Origin of the sequence: Pseudonocardia halophobica, assembly GCF_027922425.1 — a bacterium.
Lineage (GTDB): Bacteria > Actinomycetota > Actinomycetes > Mycobacteriales > Pseudonocardiaceae > Pseudonocardia > Pseudonocardia halophobica.
The window spans coordinates 18556-37757 of record NZ_BSFQ01000043.1 but is presented as its reverse complement, the minus strand read 5'-3'; the positions used below and the strand labels follow the sequence as shown (position 1 = coordinate 37757).

Genomic DNA, 19202 nt, shown 5'->3' with positions numbered 1-19202 from the left:
CGGCGCGGGGTGCGGCGGGGGATGCTGGTGGGCGTCACCGACCGCACCACGGCGCCCGTCCGGTGCCGTCCCGTCCGCGAGGAGCGCTGAACCCGACGATGCTGAGCCTGTTGCCCGAGCGCCTGGACCGGCTGGTCCTGCTCGGAGCCCACTGCGACGACATCGCGATCGGGGCGGGCGGAGCACTGCTCGAGCTCTGCCGCGCCCACCCGGGTGTCTCCGTCGTCGCCATGGTGCTGACCGGCGGGGCCTCCCTCCGCGAGGAGGAGGAACGGGAGGCGCTCGCCGCGTTCTGTCCCGGGGCGAAGCTCGAGGTCATCGTGCACGACCTGCCCGACGGCCGCGTCCCCGTCCGGTGGGAGCGCGCGAAGCAGGCGGTCGAGGAGATCCGGGCGATGGGGGAGCCGGACCTGATCCTCGGGCCGACGGCCCACGACGCGCACCAGGACCACCGGACCCTGTCGAAGATCATCCCCACGGTCTTCCGGGACCACCTCGCCCTCGGCTACGAGATCCTCAAGTGGGAGAGCGACCTCGCGCAGCCGTCGGTCTACCTGCCGCTCGCCGAGCCCGTGCTGCGGGAGAAGATCACCAAGCTCCTGGAGCACTACGGCAGCCAGCGGGACCGGACCTGGTTCGACGCCGAGACCTTCGCCGGCCTCGCCCGGGTGCGCGGCGTGCAGTGCCACGCGCGGTACGCGGAGGCCTTCCACGCCCAGAAGCTGGTCCTGGGAGTCGCGCCGCTCACGGGGATCGACCCGGTCGACTAATGCTCCGCGCGCCGCGGACGAGTCACCCGGTGCACCGCGGAACGGCGACGAGGAGAACACCAGTGCGCGTACTGCTGACCGGCCACCAGGGCTACCTGGGCACCGTGATGGCCCCGATCCTGGCCGGCGCCGGTCACGACGTCACGGGTCTCGACAGCGGGCTGTTCGCCGCCTGCGTCCTCGGCTCGCTCGACACCCCGGACGTCCCCGGGCTGGCCGTCGACCTCCGCGACGTCACGGTCGATCAGCTCGTCGGGTTCGACGCCGTGGTGCACATGGCGGCGTTGTCCAACGACCCGCTCGGCTCGCTCGCGCCGGAGATCACCTACGACATCAACCACCACGCCTCGACGCGCCTCGCGCGACTCGCCAAGGACGCGGGGGTCGGGCGGTTCGTCTACGCCTCGACCTGCTCCGTCTACGGCGCCCAGTCCGGTGACGACCTGGTCGACGAGGACGCGCCGCTCAAGCCGGTCACGCCCTACGCCGAGTCCAAGGTCCGGGTGGAGGACGACCTCGCCGAGCTGGCCGACGCCGACTTCGTCCCCGTGTCGATGCGCAACGCGACCGCCTTCGGGTTCTCGCCGCGGCTGCGGGCCGACATCGTGCTCAACAACCTCACCGGGCACGCCGTGCTCTCGGGCGTGGTCAAGGTTCTCTCCGACGGCACCCCGTGGCGTCCGCTCGCCCACGCCGAGGACATCGCAGGGGCCGTCGTGGCGGCGCTGGCCGCGCCCGCCGACGTCGTCCGCGGGCGGGCCTACAACGTGGGCACCGAGCAGAACAACCGGACGGTCGCCGAGATCGCCCAGGCCGTGGTCGAGGCGGTGCCCGGGGCGGAGCTGGCCATCACCGGCGAGGCGGGCAACGACCCGCGCTCCTACCGGGTCGACTTCTCGCGGGCGCGCAAGGAGCTGGGCTTCGAGGCGAGCTGGACGATCCCCGCGGGGGCGCAGCAGCTGGCGACCGAGTACCGGGCGCGCGGGCTCACCCGCGACGCGTTCGAGAACCGGTTCACCCGGCTCGCGGTGCTGAAGGCGCGCCAGGCCGAGGGCTCGCTCGACGCTGGTATGCACGTGATCCGCGCGTCCTGAGCTGCTACAACGGCGGGTGCCGACGTCGAGCCCGGGAGAGCGCGCATGTGCCGCAACATCCGCACCCTGCACAACTTCGAGCCGCCCGCCACCACTGCGGAGGTGGAGGCGGCGGCGTTGCAGTACGTCCGCAAGATCAGCGGGTCGGCGAAGCCGTCGCAGGCGAACCAGGAGGCGTTCGACCGGGCGGTGGCGGAGATCGCGCACGTCACCCAGCACCTGCTCGACGACCTCGTGACCACCGCCCCGCCCAAGGACCGTGAGGTGGAGGCGGCCAAGGCCCGGGCGAGGGCGCAGGAGCGCTACGCGCGCTGACACCGGTGGCCCGGCGCCACGTCCCACGGTCCTGTCGGACCCGGCGGATACGGTGGCGCCGTGTCCCGCAGTTACCTCCGCTTCCCCCACCTCGCCGGCGACACGGTCGTGTTCGTCGCCGAGGACGACGTCTGGACCGCCCCGCTCGCCGGGGGCCGCGCCCTCCGCCTGACCGCCGACGACGTCCCGGCCGCGCGGCCGCGGTTCTCGCCGGACGGCACGTTGGTCGCCTGGACGTCGTGGAAGGACGGGGCGCCCGAGGTCCGGGTCGCCGACGCGGAGGGCGGCGCGGCCCGCCGGATCACGTTCTGGGGCGACATGCGGACCCGGCTGGCGGGCTGGACCGCCGACGGGCAGGTGCTGGCGGTCTCCGCGATCGGGGAGCACACCGGGGCGAACACCTGGGCGTACGCCGTCCCGGCCGAGGGCGGGCGGCCGCGGCGGCTGGACTACGGGCCGGTGTCGGCGGTCGCGCAGGGCGATCCCGGCGTGCTCGTCGGCCGCACCATGGCCCGCGACATGGCCTGGTGGAAGCGCTACCGCGGCGGCACCGCGGGCACGTTGTGGTGGGACCCCGAGGGCGACGGCGAGTTCCGGCGGATCCTCGCCGAGCTCGCGGGGCAGCTCGACGCGCCGATGCTGGTCGGCGACCGGATCGCCTTCCTCTCCGACCACGAGGGCTGGGGCAACCTCTACTCGGTCGACCGTGCCACGCTCTCCGACCTGTGCCGGCACACCGACCACGGCGGCGAGGGCGCGCCCGCCTTCTACGCCCGGCACGCCTCCACGGACGGGACCCGCGTGGTCTACGAGTCCGCGGGCGAGCTGTACCTCCTCGAGTCCCTCGACACCGGCGACACCGGTCCGCGGCGCCTCGACGTCCGCCTCGGCGGGCCCCGGACCGACCGCGAGCCGCACCGGATCACCACGGCCCGCTGGGTCAACGGCGCCTACCCGGACCGGACCGGGCGCGCGAGCATCGTCGGGGTGCGCGGCACCGTGCACCGCCTCACCCACCGCGACGGCCCGGCGCGCACGCTGCTCGCCGAGCAGGGCGTCCGGGCGCGGATGGCCCAGCCCCTCGGCGACGACCGCGCGATCTGGGTCGACGACGCCACGGGCGAGGACGCCGTCGCGATCTCCCCGCTCGACCCGCACGCCGACGGCGCACCCGAACCGGTCCGGTACGGCTCCGGCGAGCTCGGGCGGGTGCTGGAGCTGGAGCCCTCGCCGGACGGGTCGCTCGCCGCGCTGGCCACGCACGACGGCCGGCTCCTCCTGCTCGACACCGCCACCGGTGCCCTGCGCGAGCCGGCCCGCGGCGCGGCGGGGGAGATCGCCGGGCTGGCCTTCTCCCCGGACAGCCGCTGGCTGGCCTACGAGGACCCGGTGGAGCCCGAGCTCAGCCGGATCATGCTGGTGCGGCTCGCCCACGACGATCACCCGGACACGCTCGTCGCGGTCACCGAGCCGCGGTTCGTCGACACCGACCCGGTCTTCACGGACGACGGGAAGTACCTGGTCTTCCTCTCGCGCCGCAGCTTCGACCCGATCTACGACGAGCACTCCTTCGACCTGACCTTCCCGGCCTCGTGGCGCCCGTTCCTGGTGCCGCTCGCCGCGCGGACGCCGTCGCCCTTCGGCGCCGGGCCGGACGGGCGTCCCGTCTCCGCCGCCGACGAGGAGCCCGAGGACCTCCCGGCCCCGGAGAGCAGCGACGAGGCCGCGGCCGCGGAGAAGGCCGCGGAGAAGGCCGCCGAGAAGGCTGCCGGTGGCGAGGCCGGGGACGGGGCGAAGGACGAGAAGAAGGACGGCCCGCCGGAGACGGTGATCGACGTCGAGGGCCTGACCGCCCGCGTCGTCCCGATCCCGGTCCCCGAGGGCCGCTACCGCGCGCTCGGCGCCGCCAAGGACTGCCTGCTGTGGCTGTGGGTGCCGGTCACCGGCGTGCTGGGCGAGGGCCGGCACGGCGGCGACGACCCCCGCCCGGTCCTGGAGCGCTACGACCTCAAGAAACGCAAGGTCGACACCATCGCCGACCCCGCGGACGGCTACGCGGTCAGCGGCGACGGGAACCGGCTCGTCGTGCGCGACGGCCAGACGCTGCGGGTGCTGCGCCCGGACCGGTCGGGCTTCTCGGTGCCGTCGGAGGGCGACGCGGACGAGTTCGAGATCGACGTCCGGCGGATCTCCGTGACGATCGACCCGGCCGCCGAGTGGCGCCAGATGTTCGACGAGGCGGGCCGGCTGATGCGGGACCACTTCTGGGTCGAGGACATGGCCGGCGTCGACTGGGCGGCCGAGCTGGAGCGGTACCGGCCGCTGGTCGAGGCCGTCGGCAGCGCGGACGACCTGGTCGACCTGCTCTACGAGGTCCAGGGCGAGCTGGGCTCGTCGCACGCCTACGTGGTGGGTCGCGGGCTGGGCGGGGACTGGACGGGCCGGCCCGGCCTGCTCGGCGCGGACCTGGAGCCGGACGGCGACGGCGGCTGGCGGATCACTCGCGTGCTCCCGCCCGAGACCTCGGCGCCGAGCGCGCGCAGCCCGCTGTCCGACCCGGGCGTCGACGTCAAGGCCGGCGACGTGCTGCTCGAGGTGGGCGGCCGGCCCGTCGACCCGGAGCTCGGCCCGGCCCCGTTGCTCGTCGGGACCGCGGGCACGCTGACCGAGCTCACGATCCGCACAGCGGCCGGGGAGGTGCGGAGGGTCGTCGTGCGGCCGCTCGGCACCGAGGCCACGCTGCGCTACCACGACTGGGTCGCGGGCCGGCGGGCGTTCGTGGCGGACCGGTCCGACGGCCGGCTCGGCTACCTGCACGTTCCGGACATGGTCGCGTCGGGCTGGGCGCAGCTCCACCGCGACTTCGCCCGGGAGGCCCGGCGGGACGGGCTGGTGCTCGACGTCCGCGGCAACTCCGGCGGGCACACGTCCCAGCTGGTGATCGAGAAGCTGGCACGCAAGGTGATCGGGTGGGACGTCGTGCGGCACGGCGCGCCCGCCACCTACCCCGACGGAGCCCCGCGCGGGCCGATCGTGGCGGTGGTCGACGAGCACGCCGGCTCGGACGGCGACATCGTGACGGCCGCGTTCAAGCGGATGGGCCTGGGCCCGGTCGTCGGCGTCCGGACCTGGGGCGGCGTGATCGGCATCGACAGCCGGTACTCGCTGGTCGACGGCACCCGCGTGACCCAGCCGCGGTACTCGTTCTGGTTCGACGACCTGCACTGGTCCGTGGAGAACCACGGCGTGGACCCGGACGTCGAGGTCGTCGTCCGGCCGCAGGACTGGGTGGCCGGCCGCGACACGCAGCTCGAGACGGCGGTCCGGATCGCCCTCGAGGCGTTGGAGTCGAGGCCGCCGGTGGGCCCGCCGGACCCGGCGACCCGTCCGAGCCGGGCCAAGCCCGCGCTGCCGCCCCGCCCCTGACCGGAGGGGAAGAAAAGGGGCGGGCGTATCGTCGATATCAACAACCCCCGTCCGGGCACCCGACCCGGGCAGGGGTCTGTCCGCATGCTCTCGCGAGGAGTCCCGTGGCCGTCTGCCTGTCCGGTCTGCTCACCGCCGCCCTCTCCGACCCCGGCCTGGGTGCGGCGCTCGACGCCGCCCGCACCGTCGACACCCGCACGGCCGACACGCCGGCGGTCCGCGCCGAGGGTCCGGCCGCGCTGCGTCCCTTTCTGGCCGCCGGGCTGGCCGGGGACGGCACGGTCCTGGCCGTCACCGCGACCGACCGCGAGGCCGAGGAGCTGGCCGCGGCCGCGGCCGAGCTGATCGACCCGGCCGCGGTGGCCGTGCTGCCGAGCTGGGAGACCCTGCCGCACGAGCGGCTCTCGCCGCGCCCCGACACCGTCGGCCGCCGGCTCACCCTGTTCCGCGCGCTCGGCTCGGAGGACCCGCCGCGGCTCGTCGCGGCGGCCGCGCGCAGCCTGATCCAGCCGATCGCGCCCGGGCTGGGCACGCTCGACCCGATCACGCTGCGGGTCGGCACCGAGTACGAGTTCGAGCAGCTGCTGGAGCGGCTGGTCGAGCTGGCCTACACCCGCGTCGAGATGGTCACCGCGCGCGGCGAGTTCGCCGTCCGCGGCGGCATCCTCGACCTGTTCGTGCCGACCGCCGACCACCCCGTGCGCATCGAGTTCTGGGGCGACGAGGTCTCCGAGCTGCGCGCCTTCTCCGCCGCCGACCAGCGGTCGATGGAGGAGCCGGAGGTCACCGAGGTCGTCGCGCCCGCCTGCCGCGAGCTGCTGCTCACCGGCCCGGTCCGCGAGCGCGCCGCCGCGCTGGCCCGCGAGCACGAGAACAACCCGCAGCTGCGTGAGCTCCTGGAGCACCTCGCCGAGGGCATCCCGGCCGAGGGCATGGAGTCGCTGATCCCGGCGCTCGTGGCCGGGGAGCTGCAGCTGCTCACCGACCTGCTGCCCGCGCACTCCCGCGTGCTGGTCGCCGACCCCGAGCGCGTCCGCACGCGCAGCCACGACCTCGTCCGGACCGGGCAGGAGTTCCTGGAGGCGAGCTGGCTCGCCGCGGGGACCGGCGGCACGGCCCCGATCGACGTCGGTGCCTCGGCCTACCGGGACCTCACCGAGGTCCTCGGGCACGCCACCGCCACCGGACGGCCCGTCGTCAGCCTGTCCCCGCTGCTCTCCGGGGCCGACGACGCCGTGGTCCCCGGCATGCACGAGATCGAGTCGTACCGGGGCGACACCGACCGCGCGCTCGTCGACCTCCGCGCGCACACCGCCGCCGGTGGGGCGGCTGTCCTGGTCGTCGCGGGTCAGGGCACGGCGCAGCGCAGCCTGGAGCAGCTCGGCGAGGCCGAGGTGCCCGCGACGCTGCTCGAGGAGCTGACCGACGCCCCGGAGAAGGGTCTGGTCACGGTCACCTGCGGGCGGATCGCCGACGGCTTCACCGCGCCGGAGATCGGCCTGGTGCTGCTGTCCGAGGCGGACCTGACGGGCACGCGCGCCGGTCTGGACACGACCACGCGGAAGATGCCCGCCCGTCGTCGCAACGCCGTGGATCTCGCCGCGCTGCAGCCGGGCGACTACGTGGTGCACAACCAGCACGGCATCGGCAAGTTCGTGGAGATGCGCGAGCGCACCGTGCAGGGCGCGACCCGCGAGTACCTGGTGCTGGAGTACGCCTCCAGCAAGCGCGGCCAGCCCGCGGACCGGCTCTTCGTGCCGACGGACGCGCTCGACGAGATCAGCCGGTACGTCGGCGGCGAGCAGCCCTCGCTCAACAAGCTCGGCGGCGCGGACTGGGCCAAGACCAAGGGCCGCGCGCGCAAGGCCGTCCGGGACATCGCCGCCGGCCTGGTGCAGCTCTACGCGGCGCGGCAGTCGTCGCCCGGGCACGCCTTCGGGTCGGACACGCCGTGGCAGCGCGAGCTCGAGGACGCCTTCCCGTACACCGAGACGCCGGACCAGCTCGCCGCGATCGACGAGGTCAAGCGGGACATGGAGCGCCCGGTGCCGATGGACCGGGTGATCTCCGGCGACGTGGGCTTCGGCAAGACCGAGATCGCCGTCCGCGCGGCGTTCAAGGCGGTGCAGGACGGCAAGCAGGTCGCCGTGCTGGTGCCGACCACGCTGCTGGCGACCCAGCACCTGCAGACCTTCGCCGACCGGATGCGCGCCTTCCCGGTCACCGTGAAGGGCCTGTCCCGGTTCACCGACCCGGGGGACGCCAAGGAGACGATCGAGGGGCTGGCCGCGGGGACCGTCGACGTCGTCGTCGGGACGCACCGGCTGCTGCAGACCGGGATCCGCTGGAAGGACCTCGGCCTGGTGATCGTCGACGAGGAGCAGCGCTTCGGCGTGGAGCACAAGGAGCACATCACGGCGCTGCGCACGCACGTCGACGTGCTCACGCTCTCCGCCACGCCGATCCCGCGGACGCTGGAGATGAGCCTCGCGGGCATCCGCGAGATGTCCACGATCACCACCCCGCCCGAGGACCGGCACCCCACGCTGACCTATGTCGGTGCCTACGACGACAAGCAGGTCGCCGCCGCGATCCGGCGCGAGCTGCTGCGCGACGGCCAGGTGTTCTACGTGCACAACCGGGTCACCTCGATCGACCGGGCGGCCAAGAAGATCCAGGAGCTCGTGCCGGAGGCGCGGATCGGCGTCGCGCACGGCCAGATGAACGAGGACGTGCTGGAGCGGACGGTCAACGCGTTCTGGCACCGGGAGTTCGACGTCCTGGTCTGCACGACGATCGTCGAGAACGGCCTGGACATCTCCAACGCCAACACGCTGGTCGTCGAGCGGTCGGACACGCTGGGCCTCTCCCAGCTGCACCAGCTGCGCGGCCGCGTCGGGCGTGGCCGCGAGCGCGGGTACGCGTACTTCCTGTTCCCGCCGGAGCACCCGCTCACCGAGACCGCGCACGACCGGCTCGCCACGATCGCGCAGCACTCCGAGCTGGGCTCGGGCGCCGCCGTCGCGATGAAGGACCTGGAGATCCGCGGCGCGGGCAACATCCTGGGCGCGGAGCAGTCCGGCCACATCGCCGGCGTCGGGTTCGACCTGTACATCCGGCTGGTCGGCGAGGCCGTCGCGGCCTTCCGCAAGCAGGCGGGCGGCGCGCCGGGCGAGGAGGAGCCGGAGCCGCTGGCCGAGGTGCGGGTGGACCTGCCGGTCGACGCGCACGTCCCGCACGACTACGTCGACGGCGAGCGGCTGCGCCTGGAGGCCTACCGCAAGATCGCCGAGGCGGCGGACGAGGCGGACCTCGAGGCGATCGTCGACGAGCTGAAGGACCGCTACGGCGAGCCGCCGCAGCCGGTGCTCAACCTGCTCGCGGTCGCCCGGTTCCGGCAGCTGTGCCGCGAGCTGGGCATCGCCGAGGTGGCCGTCGCAGGCACGCAGATCCGGATCGGCCCGGTCGAGCTGCCGGAGTCGAGGCAGATGCGGTTCAAGCGGCTGCACCCCAAGGGGCAGTACAAGGCGGCGGCGCGGCTCGTCACCGTGCCGAAGCCGGCCGCGGGCAACCGGATCGGCGGGGCGGCGCTGCGCGACACCGAGCTGCTCGACTGGCTGACGGCGCTGGTGAAGGAGCTGGCGGCCCCGGTCACGGTGAACGCCTGAGGGAACGCTTGACAGTCGTCCAGCCCCTGAGCAGCGGGATGTAACGGCGTGGTCGCGCCCTGCGACCAGCCTCCCGACATGTCGACAGCGACCCTCATCGACCGGTTCGCCCTGCGCTACGCGGCGGGCGCCCGGGCGCTGGTCGGGATGCTGATGGCGCTGGCCGCGCCGTTCGCCGACCCCCCGGCCGGGCCGGTGGTCTGCGGCGCGGTCGCGGTCGCGTTGTTCGGGTGGAGCGTCGCCTACCTGTACCTGATGCGGACCCGGCCGCGGACCTGGGTCTGGATCGTCGATATCGCGGTGATGTGCGCGCTGTGCCTGGCCCAGCCGCTCCTCGTGGACCCGGCGCTGCTGCTGCGGATGCTGGGATGGGTGTCACCGGTGGCGTCGGTCGCCGTCGTCGCGCTGCAGTGGCACGTGCGGCCGCTGCCCGGGGCGCTCGCCGCGGCCGCCGTGTGCCTGGCCTTCGTGGTCGGGGCCGCGCTCGCGCCGGAGGTCACGGTCGGGCAGGCGCTCGCCGTCGGCGGGATCTGGACGGCCGTCGAGGTGGCGCTGTCCCGGCTGGTCCGACGGCTGGTGGAGCGCGGGGGCGAGGTGGCCGACGAGCGGATGGCGCGCCGGTTCGCCGCCGAGCGGGAGGCCGAGCTGGCCCGGGCGCGGCGCGCCGAGCAGCGTGCCCACTGGGCGACGGTGCACGACACCGCCGCGAGCACCTTGCTCATGGTCGGGCTCGGCGGCGTCGACGGCCGGGAGCCGTGGCTGCGCGATCAGGTGGCCCGGGACGTCGCCGCGCTGAACGGCGCAACCACGCCCGCCGGCTGCCTGCAGGAGGTGGTCCGCCACGCCGTCGAGGGCGCTCGGATCCCGGTCGACCTCCGGGCCGACGGCGATCTCTGGCTGCCCCAGGCGGCAGCCGGCGCCGTGGGCGGTGCGCTGGCCGAGGCGCTGGAGAACGTCGCCCGGCACGCGCGGACGGGGACCGCCCAGGTCGGTGCGGTGGTCGACGTGGGCCGGGTCCGGGTGACCGTGCGCGACGCCGGGCGAGGCTTCGACCCGGCGCGGGTTCCCGCTGGCCGGGTCGGGCTGGCCCTCTCGGTGACCGAGCGGATGGCCGGGGCCGGTGGCCGGGCCGTCGTCCGGTCGGCGCCGGGGGAGGGCACCGAGGTGCGGCTGGAGTGGCCGCGGTGAGCGGGCCCGCCGACGCGGTGCCGAGCGATCTCGAGGTCCGTCTGCTGCGAGGCCTGCGGATCGCCCAGACCGTGATCACGCTGGTGATCCTCTTCGGGCTCAGCCTGCCGAAGCTGCTCGACGGGGCGGCGGCCTTCCACCCGCCGTGGGTCGCGCCCGTCGGTTGGGGGCTGCTCGTCGCCGTCGCGGCCGTCGACGCCGTGCTGGTGGCGCGGCACCGCTTCTGGGGGCGGGCCCGGATGCCGGTCGCGCTCGGCGTCCTCGCGCTCGCGGTCCTGATCGCCCTGGCCCTCGACCCCGCGCAGGTCGTCGGGCCGGCGCACGTCGGGTACGGCGTCGTCGGGTGGATCTGGCTGCTGTTGTTCGCGGGCGCCCGGCTGCGCGGGCTCGTCGCGTTGATCGTGGTGCACCTGCTGTTCCTGCTCGGGCTGCTGGTCGCGACGGGGCGGACGGACCAGCTCACGCTGGTGACCTTCGGGGTCACGGCCGTGGGCATCACGTCGTTCCAGCTCGCCATCGCGCTCGCGGGGTCGGCGCTGCGTACGGTGGCCCGGCAGGCCGCGGAGGCCGCCGAGTCGGAGGCGCGGGCGCGCACGGCCGAGGAGGTCGCCCGGACGGTGCACACCGACCGGGAGGCCCGGTACGCCGAGCTCCGCGCGGTGGCGCTGCCGCTGCTGCAGGGGATCGGCGACGGCACGCTCGCCCCCTCCGATCCCGAGGTGCAGCAGGCCGCGGCCCGGGCGGCCGCACGGCTGCGCCGGATGTTCGCGGAGGAGGGCGACGCCGCCGACGCGCTGGCCGCCGAGCTCGCCGTGCTGATCGACATCGCGGAGCGGCGCGGCGTGGTGGTGCGGTACTCCGAGCGGGGACAGCGGCCCGTCCTGCCGGCCGACGCGGCCGGGGCGCTGCTCGCCACGGCGGAGGCCGCCCTGCACGCGGCCCGGGCGGCGGCCCGCGTCACGCTCGCCGGCGTCGCCGGGGCGGTGGTGGTCGGGGTGGTGACGGACGGCGCCGCGCGGGTACCGGGGCTGGACGTCGCGGATGTGGGTACCAGCACGGTCGAGGCCGACGGTGCGACATGGGTGGAGGCGAGATGGGCCCCTCGATCGTGATCGTCGACGATCACCCGGCGATCGTCGACGGCGTGCGCGCCTGGTGCGCCCGCGCCGAGCCGGAGATCCGGGTGCTGGCTTCGGGAGCGCGGGTGGAGGTGGCGCTCGAGGAGCCGGCCGCCGACGCCGTGGTGCTCGACCTGCAGCTGGGGTCGGGCTCCCCGGCCTACGGCGACCTGGCCCGGCTCGTCGACGCCGGCCGCCGCGTCGTCGTCTACTCGCAGCACGCCGACAGCGACACCGCCCTGCGCTGCCTGGAGCTGGGTGCGGCCACCTACCTGACCAAGGCCGAGGGGCCGGAGCACCTGATCCCGGCACTGCGCGCGGTGGTCCAGGACCGCCCCTACACGCCGCCGGTGCTCGGCGGGGCGATGGCCGCCGACCCCCGGCCGGACCGCCCGGTGTTGTCGGAGCGCGAGCGCGAGGTCCTGCTGGCCTGGTTCGAGAGCGACTCGAAGCAGCTGGTGGCGCAGCGGTTCCACCTCTCCGTGAAGACAGTGGACACCTACATCGGACGGGTGCGGATCAAGTACGCCGACGCCGGCCGCCCGGCCACGACCAAGGCGGCGCTGGTGGCCCGTGCGTTGCAGGACGGCCTGATCGACCTCGCGGGGCTCTAGCCCGTCACCCCGGGCCGGAGCACGCAGAACTCCCCGCCCCACGGGTCGGCCAGGACCACCCAGGACACCTCCGGGCCCTGCCCGACGTCCACCCGGGTCGCGCCGCGCCGCTCCAGCTCGGCCACCGCGGCCGCCTGGTCGCCGACCGGGTCGACATCGAGGTGCAGCCGGTCCTTGCGTGTCTTCGGCGCGGTCGAGTGCAGGAACTCGAGCCACGGCAGGCCGGGCGGCGGGCGCAGACCGGCCACGGTGCCGTCGTCCCGGCCCACGGGCAGGCCCGCGACCGCGGACCAGAACTCCGCGGCCGCCGAGGGGTCCGGGACGTCGACGACGACCGCGGCCAGCGCACCCGCCCCGGCGTACTCCTCACGGGGCTCCAGCACGCAGAACTCGTTGCCCTCGGGGTCGGCGAGCACCACCCACGGAACGGCGTGCTGGCCGACGTCGGCGGGCCGGGCGCCGAGCCGGACGGCCCGTTCGACGAGCTCGAGCTGGTGGCCGGGCGAGCTGCTCGCGAGGTCGAGGTGAATGCGGTTCTTCCCGCTCCGCGGCTCCGGCACCGACCCGAAGACCAGGTCGAACGTCCAGGGCGCGTGCGGGGACCGGACGTCCACCTCGTCGTCCGACTCGTGAGCGACCGGCCAGCCCAGCAGCTCGGCCCAGAACCGGGCCAGCCGCCGCGGGTCCGTGCCGTCGACCACGACGTTGGCCAGCCGGTTCGTCATCGCCGCAGCGTACGGGCCGGATCCGCGGATCGCAGGGACCGACGCGGGCCCGGCACCTGCGGGGCGGTGGACCGCAGGCACCGGGCACGGTCGACGGTATGTCAGGTTCGCGCGGGTAGGGGTCCGGCGATCGCCCGACACCCACCCACGCGGTCCTCGGAGCGGTGCTAACGGCGGAGGTCCGCCGGTCGAGTCCGGGCTGCCGCGCTGATCACCCGCGCCGACGACCCAGCCGCCCGGAGGACCCGTGACCGTCACCCCGCCGCAGCCGCCCCGCACACCGTGGGAGCCGCAGCCGCCGCAGTACGCGCCGCAGTACGCGCCCCAGCAGTATGCGCAGCCGCCCTACGGCGGGCCGTACGCGCCGCAGTACCCGGCCCCCTACGGCGCCTACCCGCCGCCGGTCCCGCCGCGGCCCGACTACGCCTCCTGGGGCTCCCGCGTGGGCTCGGCGCTGGTCGACGGGCTGATCCCCGGTGTCATCGCCTCGCTGGGACTGCTCGGCCTCGCCATCTCGAACGATCTCGGGGTGGTCTTCGGGATCGCCGGCGTCTTCTACCTCGCCGCCTTCGCCTTCGCGCTGTGGAACACCTGCTACCGGCAGGGCACCACCGGGCAGAGCCTCGGCAAGCAGCTGATGGGCACGAGACTGGTCCAGGCCCGCGACGGCGGCACGCTCGGCTTCTGGGCGACGCTCGCCCACCAGCTCGCGCACGTCCTCGACGCGGCGCCGCTGTACCTGGGCTACCTCTGGCCGCTGTGGGACGAGCGGCGCCAGACCTTCGCCGACAAGGTGTGCGACACCGTCGTCGTCCGGGTGGGCTGAATCCGGGTGGGGTGATCTGTCGCACGTCCGGCCGTGAGAAGGTGACGGCCGTGCGGAGCATCGGACGCCCGGGCCGGATCGGCCGAGTGATCGTCGCCGCGTGCGCGGTGGGGGCGGTGGCCGCGGGCTGCGGCAGCGGTCCCAGCCAGGTCGGGTCGGCGGTGATCGTGGCGGACCGGTCGGTGGGCCTCGCGGAGGTCCAGAGCCGGATCGACACCGCGCTGGCGCACAAGGCCGAGCTCTCCGCGCAGAGCACCGGCGAGATCGCCGACGCGGACGTCGCCCGGTACGTCGTGAGCACGCAGGTCAGCCACGAGCTGGTCACCGCGGCGGCGGCGCGCGAGGGCATCACGGTCGGCGAGGACCGGGTCGACGCCCTGCTCGCCGACCCCTCGGCCCTGCAGCTGGACCGCAGCCTGTTCGAGGGCGCCGCCCTGCGCGAGCGGGCCCGCGACCGGCTGCTCGCGATCGCCCTGGCCGAGAAGTACGTCGACGGGCTCGCCGTCACCGCCGACCTCGTCGCGGCGACCTCGCAGGCCGACGCCGAGGAGAAGGCCCGTGCCGTCGCCGCCGGCGGGGACCGGGCCCGTGAGGTGCTGGCCGACCCGCGCACCGCGCAGACCGGCCAGACCTACCGCGCCGCGACCGACCCCGACACCGCCACGACCGTCCTGTTCGGCACGCCCGCCGGGCAGACCGTGGCGTTCCAGCCCTCCCCGGGCCAGGGGATCTGGCTGGTGCTGCACGTGACGGACCGCGTCACGAACGCGCCCGCGGAGGGCCCGTCCGCCGCGACCTCCATCGACCAGGACACGTTGGCGTCGATCGGGGAGCGGCTGACCCAGCCCGACGCCGGGAACGTCCAGGTCAACCCACGGTTCGGGGTGTGGGACCCGGTGCGCATGAGGGTCGTGGCCGAGGGGCAGCAGTCCGGCACCATCATCGGCCCGGCCGGGGGCTGAGACCCGGCGCCCGGCGCCGGGGGAGACTGGGGACGTGGCTCCCACGGTGATCGTCCTGTCCCGGCGGCTCGGCGCCGTCCTGCCGGCCGCCGCGCTGCCCGCCCTGCGCGCCGCCTCCGCCGTCTACGCGGACCCCTCGGTGCCCGCGGACGTCGTGGAGGCGGCCGGGGCCGAGCCCGTGGCCGGCCAGCTTCCCGACGACGCCGTGCTGCTGACCTGCGAGCCGACCGCGGGCGCCGTCGCCGTGCCCGAGCCCGAGGGTGCCGCGCTGCTCGACGCCGTGGCCGTCATGGACCGGCTGCGCTCGCCGGGCGGTTGCCCGTGGGACGCCGAGCAGACCCACGAGTCGCTGCTGCAGTACCTCGTCGAGGAGTGCTACGAGCTCTACCAGGCGATCGAGGACGGCGACCGCGCCGACATGCGCGAGGAGCTGGGGGACGTGCTGCTCCAGGTGCTGTTCCACGCCCGGGTCGCGCAGGAGGCGGCCGAGGGCGCCTTCGACATCGACGCGGTGGCCGACGGGCTGGTGGCCAAGCTCGTCGGGCGGCACCCGCACGTCTTCGCCGGGTCCGAGCGGATCGAGACAGCGACCGCGCAGGAGGGACGGTGGGAGGAGCTCAAGCGCGCGGAGAAACAGCGCAGCTCGTCGGTCGACGGGGTGCCGCTGGGGCAGCCGGCCGTCGCGCTCGCCGCGAAGCTGGTTTCCCGCACCGCCCGCGCCGGGCTCCCCGAGGACCTGCTGCCCGCCGGAGGCAGGGTGGGGGAGGAGCTGTTCCGGCAGGTCGCGCAGGCCAAGCTGGGTGGTGCCGATCCGGAGGCCGAGCTGCGCTCCGCCGCCCGCGCCTTCGCCGACCGGGTCCGGGCCGCGGAGCGCTCCGCCGCCGCCCAGGGCGCCGACCCCCACTCCCTCGACCCCGAGACCTGGCGCCGCGCCTGGCCCGCCTGACCCCCCCGCGAGTCGCGAGTTCTGGCACCGCGAGTCGGGAGTTCTGGCACCGCGAGTCGGGAGTTGTAGCACCGCGAGTCGGGAGTTCCGGCACCGCGAGTCGGGAGTTTCGGGCGTCCGAGTCGCACATCCCGGGAGGTCGGGCTCAGACCGCTCTCAGTTCCCGTCCGTAGCGTCGGAGTCGTGCGTCCGTTCGCGATCCTCCTCGGGGTGTTCGCTGTCGTGGGGCTGCTCGTGCTCGGCGTCGCGACGCTCGGGCAGCCCGGCCGCGAGCAGGATCGGCCCGGCGTCGTCGCACGCGGCACCCCTGTGACACCCGCGCCGCCCGTGCCTTCGGACGCGGACCCTGCGGCGTGGGCGAGCGAGCGCGCCCGGGCCACGGGCATCCCGGCCCGGGCCCTCCAGGCGTACGCGGCGGCCGAACAGACCCAGCGGGACCGGACGCCCGGCTGCGGGCTGACCTGGAACACCCTCGCCGGGATCGGGCGGGTCGAGTCGAACCACGGTCGGATCCACGGCGCGCGGCTCGTCGACGGCGTCGCCACGCCCCCGATCGTCGGGATCCGGCTGGACGGGTTGAACGGCACCCGCGCGATCCCGGACACGGACGGCGGGCGGCTCGACGGCGACAGGGAGCACGACCGGGCCGTCGGACCGATGCAGTTCCTGCCGGGAACCTGGGCCCGCTTCGGCGAGGGGAACCCGCAGGACGTCGACGCCGCGGCCCGGGCCGCAGCCGCGTACCTCTGCTCCGCCGACCGGGACACCGCGGCCGGCGACGGCTGGTGGGAGGGCGTGCTCGCCTACAACCGGTCGGTCGACTACGCGCGGGACGTCTGGGCCGCCGCCGACCGGTACGCGTCGGCGAGCTGAGCGCCGGGCCGGGCATCCGAGATGTGCAACTCGGTCGCCTGAAACTGCCGACTCGCGGTGCCAGAGCTCCCGACTCGCGGTGTCAGAGCTCCCGACTCGCGGTGTCAGAGCTCCCGACTCGCGGTGTCAGAGCTCCCGACTCGCGGGGGGCTGTGGCGCGACTTGCGAGGCTGGCTAGGCGAAGAGGCCCTGGCCCCACCACTCCCCGTCCCGCAGCCCGGGCGGGACGGCGAAGACCGCGGAGCCGTTGTGCTCCAGGTACTCCATCATCTTGTCCTTGTTCGCCAACGCCCGCTGGATCGGCACGAACTGGGTCTGCGGGTTGCGGACGAAGGCGAGGAAGAACAGGCCGGCGTCGAGGTGCCCGGAGCCGTCCGAGCCGTCGACGAAGTTGTAGCCGCGGCGCAGCATCTTCGCGCCGTTCTGCGTCTCGGCCGAGGCGAGCCGGATGTGCGCGTCAGTCGCGATCGCGGGCTGCCCGTCGGTGCCCTTGGCCGCGAAGTCGGCGAGGTCGAACTCCTTCTGCCCGCTGAGCGGGTTCCCCTCGCCCTTCGACCGCCCGACGATCTGCTCCTGCTCGTCGAGCGACGTGCGGTCCCAGATCTCGATGTGCATCCGGATCCGGCGCGCGACCAGGTAGGACCCGCCCGTCATCCACTCCGGCCCGTCGCCCGGCTGCACCCAGACGTTGGCGTCGAGCTCGGTGGGCTCCTCGGCCTTGAGGTTGTTGGTGCCGTCCTTGAAGCCGAAGAGGTTGCGCGGGGTGTCCTGCGCCGTCGAGGTCGACGACGTGCGGCCGAACCCGAGCTGCGACCACCTGACCGACGTGGTGCCGAAGCCCATCCGCACGAGGTTGCGGATCGCGTGCACCGCGACCTGCGGATCGTCCGCGCAGGCCTGCAGGCAGATGTCGCCGCCCGACCGGGCCGGGTCGAGGTTGTCCCCCGTGAACGAGGGCAGCGGGGCCAGCCCGGCCGGCATCCGGTCCTGCAGGCCCAGCTTCTCGAAGAACGACGCGCCGAAGCCGACGGTCAGGGTGAGCGACGCGGCCGGCAGCCCGAGTGCCTCGCCGGTGTCGGTCGGCGGGGAGTACTTGTTGAGCCCGACTGCACCGTTCTCGGTGACCTCCTGCCCGGCCGTCATCCGCTCGGCCGCGGTGGTCCACTTCTGCAGCAGCCGCTGGACCTCGGCGCGGTCGGTGGTGGTCAGGTCCATCGCCACGAAGTGCAGCCGGTCCTGCGCCGGCGTGACGATCCCGGCCTGGTGCGTGTCCCGGAACGGGACGACGCCCGGGCGGTCCGGCCCGCCGCCGGAGGACCCGGCGGCGTAGCCGATCGCCGCGCCGGCGCCGGCCAGCGCGACGCCGGCCCCCGCGTAGCCGAACAGCCTGCGCCGGGACATGCCGCCCCCACCGTCCCCGCCGCTGGGCGGGTCAGTGGGCGGCGGCCCGACGGGCGGGCTCTCCGGGGCCGAGGACGGGGACCGGCTCGCACTCACGACGTGACGACTCCTGCGACCTGGGAGACCGGCTCGGCGAGCGCGTCGACGGAGTCGGCCATCTTCTTGGTGTCCTCCGGGGTCAGCTGCGTGTACAGCACGAAGCCGCCGTTCGGCGTGCGGTAGCCCTCGAGCAGCTTCTCCACGTCGGCAAAGCGCTGGTCGAGCGTCGGGCCCAGGTTCGGGTCCTTCTCGTCGATCACGGGGCGCAGCGCCGCGACGGAGGCCTGGCTGCCCTCGACGTTGGCTTTGAAGTCCCAGAGGTCTGTGTGCGAGTAGCGGTCCTCCTCACCGGTGATCTTGCCGGTGGCGACCTCGTCGAGCAGCTCCTTGGCGCCGTTGGCGAGCTCGACGGGGGTGAACTGGACGGACTTCACGCGGTTCTGCAGGTCGAGGATGTCCGCGTCGAGCTGGTCGGCGATCTGCCCCGAGTCGGCCTGCAGGCCGTCGACCCACAGGTCCTTCTCGAGCCGGTGGTAACCGGTGAACGCCACGCCCGGCTCGCGCTCGTCGTCCTCGCGGCCGTCCATCTTTGGGTCGAGATCGCCGAAGGACTCCGCGACCGGCTCGACCCGCTCCCAGTAGGTGCGCGCGACCGGGTACAGGGCCTTGGCCTGGTCCACGTTGCCGGCCTTGACGGCGTCGGTGAACTCCTTGTTCTTGGCGACGAGCGCCTCGATCTGGGAGGTGACGTAGCGCGTGTACCCGGCGGTGGCCTCGGCGAGCTTCGCGTTGGTGTCCGTGGAGCGCTGGGCCGTACCGGTCACGGTGAAGGGAGCGCGGATGCCGTCGCCGACCATGCCGGGCTTGCAGGCGGTGGTGTAGCTGCCGCCGTCGGGCACCTCGACGATGAGGTCGCGGGACAGGCCGGGGCCGATGTTCTCGACCTCGCCCATGATCCGGTCGCCGGTGCCGTAGAGGTAGAACTCGGTGACCTTCGTGCCCGTGTTCTTCACGGTGAAGGAGATGTTGCCGGCGGGCGCCTCGGTGGCCGAGACCTGGCAGGCGGAGTCGCTGGCGGTCACCGCGATCGGCCCGCCGCCGCCCTGCTGGGCGGCCGGGGGCTGGGCCGTGCTGGTGCAGCCGGCGAGCAGCAGGGCGGTGCCGGCCGCGAGCAGGGCGGCGCCTGCTCTGCGGTGATCCGGGGTCCTGCGGGGCATGGGCGTTCTCCTCGGTGATG

The 19202-nt window shown here is 74.6% G+C and carries 15 protein-coding genes; 12 read left to right on the top strand and 3 right to left on the bottom strand.

Annotated elements, in window-relative coordinates; all coding sequences use genetic code 11:
* Positions 1-98: 98 nt before the first annotated feature.
* The 8 genes from PKE99_RS31850 to PKE99_RS31815 all read left to right on the top strand — a co-directional run bounded on the left by PKE99_RS31850 (position 99) and on the right by PKE99_RS31815 (position 12193).
* Complete coding sequence (locus PKE99_RS31850; protein ID WP_037047558.1) at positions 99-770, top strand: PIG-L deacetylase family protein; 672 nt, start codon at positions 99-101, stop codon at positions 768-770.
* Positions 771-832: 62 nt separating this feature from the next.
* Entirely contained in the window at positions 833-1864 is a 1032-nt protein-coding gene (locus tag PKE99_RS31845) for an NAD-dependent epimerase/dehydratase family protein (RefSeq protein WP_037047555.1), read from the top strand.
* Positions 1865-1909: 45 nt separating this feature from the next.
* Positions 1910-2179 (top strand): DUF2277 domain-containing protein, encoded by a 270-nt coding sequence (locus PKE99_RS31840; RefSeq protein ID WP_037047553.1) that lies wholly within the window; start codon positions 1910-1912, stop codon positions 2177-2179.
* A gap of 60 nt (positions 2180-2239) precedes the next feature.
* Complete coding sequence (locus PKE99_RS31835; protein WP_037047551.1) at positions 2240-5605, top strand: S41 family peptidase; 3366 nt, start codon at positions 2240-2242, stop codon at positions 5603-5605.
* 104 nt (positions 5606-5709) lie between these two features.
* Entirely contained in the window at positions 5710-9273 is a 3564-nt protein-coding gene (mfd, locus tag PKE99_RS31830; RefSeq protein WP_037047549.1) for a transcription-repair coupling factor, read from the top strand.
* A gap of 78 nt (positions 9274-9351) precedes the next feature.
* A complete protein-coding gene (locus tag PKE99_RS31825; RefSeq protein WP_051737642.1) occupies positions 9352-10461 on the top strand; it encodes a sensor histidine kinase in 1110 nt (369 codons plus the stop codon).
* The gene (locus tag PKE99_RS31820; protein WP_037047546.1) at positions 10449-11573 is read left to right on the top strand and encodes a hypothetical protein; all 1125 of its coding nucleotides are present in this window, start codon (positions 10449-10451) and stop codon (positions 11571-11573) included. Before PKE99_RS31825 ends, PKE99_RS31820 begins: the two co-directional genes overlap by 13 nt.
* Entirely contained in the window at positions 11555-12193 is a 639-nt protein-coding gene (locus PKE99_RS31815) for a response regulator (RefSeq protein WP_037047543.1), read from the top strand. The genes PKE99_RS31820 and PKE99_RS31815 overlap by 19 nt, the downstream gene beginning before the upstream one ends.
* On the opposite strand, the gene PKE99_RS31810 is transcribed toward PKE99_RS31815, so the two are convergent.
* Entirely contained in the window at positions 12190-12918 is a 729-nt protein-coding gene (locus tag PKE99_RS31810; protein WP_037047540.1) for a VOC family protein, read from the bottom strand. The genes PKE99_RS31815 and PKE99_RS31810 overlap by 4 nt on opposite strands.
* 247 nt (positions 12919-13165) lie before the next feature.
* Here PKE99_RS31810 and PKE99_RS31805 point away from each other — a divergent pair, with 247 nt between their 5' ends.
* From PKE99_RS31805 to PKE99_RS31790, 4 genes are all read left to right on the top strand, one after another.
* A complete protein-coding gene (locus PKE99_RS31805; RefSeq protein ID WP_037047537.1) occupies positions 13166-13744 on the top strand; it encodes an RDD family protein in 579 nt (192 codons plus the stop codon).
* 50 nt (positions 13745-13794) lie between these two features.
* Entirely contained in the window at positions 13795-14706 is a 912-nt protein-coding gene (locus PKE99_RS31800; RefSeq protein WP_051737641.1) for a SurA N-terminal domain-containing protein, read from the top strand.
* 34 nt (positions 14707-14740) lie between these two features.
* Positions 14741-15652, top strand: a complete 912-nt coding sequence (locus PKE99_RS31795) for a nucleoside triphosphate pyrophosphohydrolase (RefSeq protein ID WP_051737640.1) — start codon at positions 14741-14743, stop codon at positions 15650-15652.
* 183 nt (positions 15653-15835) lie between these two features.
* On the top strand, positions 15836-16525 hold the full coding sequence (locus PKE99_RS31790; protein ID WP_051737639.1) for a lysozyme family protein: 690 nt from the start codon (positions 15836-15838) through the stop codon (positions 16523-16525).
* 174 nt (positions 16526-16699) lie between these two features.
* On the opposite strand, the gene efeB is transcribed toward PKE99_RS31790, so the two are convergent.
* Positions 16700-17926, bottom strand: coding sequence for an iron uptake transporter deferrochelatase/peroxidase subunit (gene efeB / locus PKE99_RS31785; RefSeq protein ID WP_037047531.1), 1227 nt, complete (start codon positions 17924-17926; stop codon positions 16700-16702).
* A gap of 92 nt (positions 17927-18018) precedes the next feature.
* A complete protein-coding gene (gene efeO, locus PKE99_RS31780) occupies positions 18019-19182 on the bottom strand; it encodes an iron uptake system protein EfeO (RefSeq protein WP_037047528.1) in 1164 nt (387 codons plus the stop codon).
* Between the last annotated feature and the right edge of the window lie 20 nt (positions 19183-19202).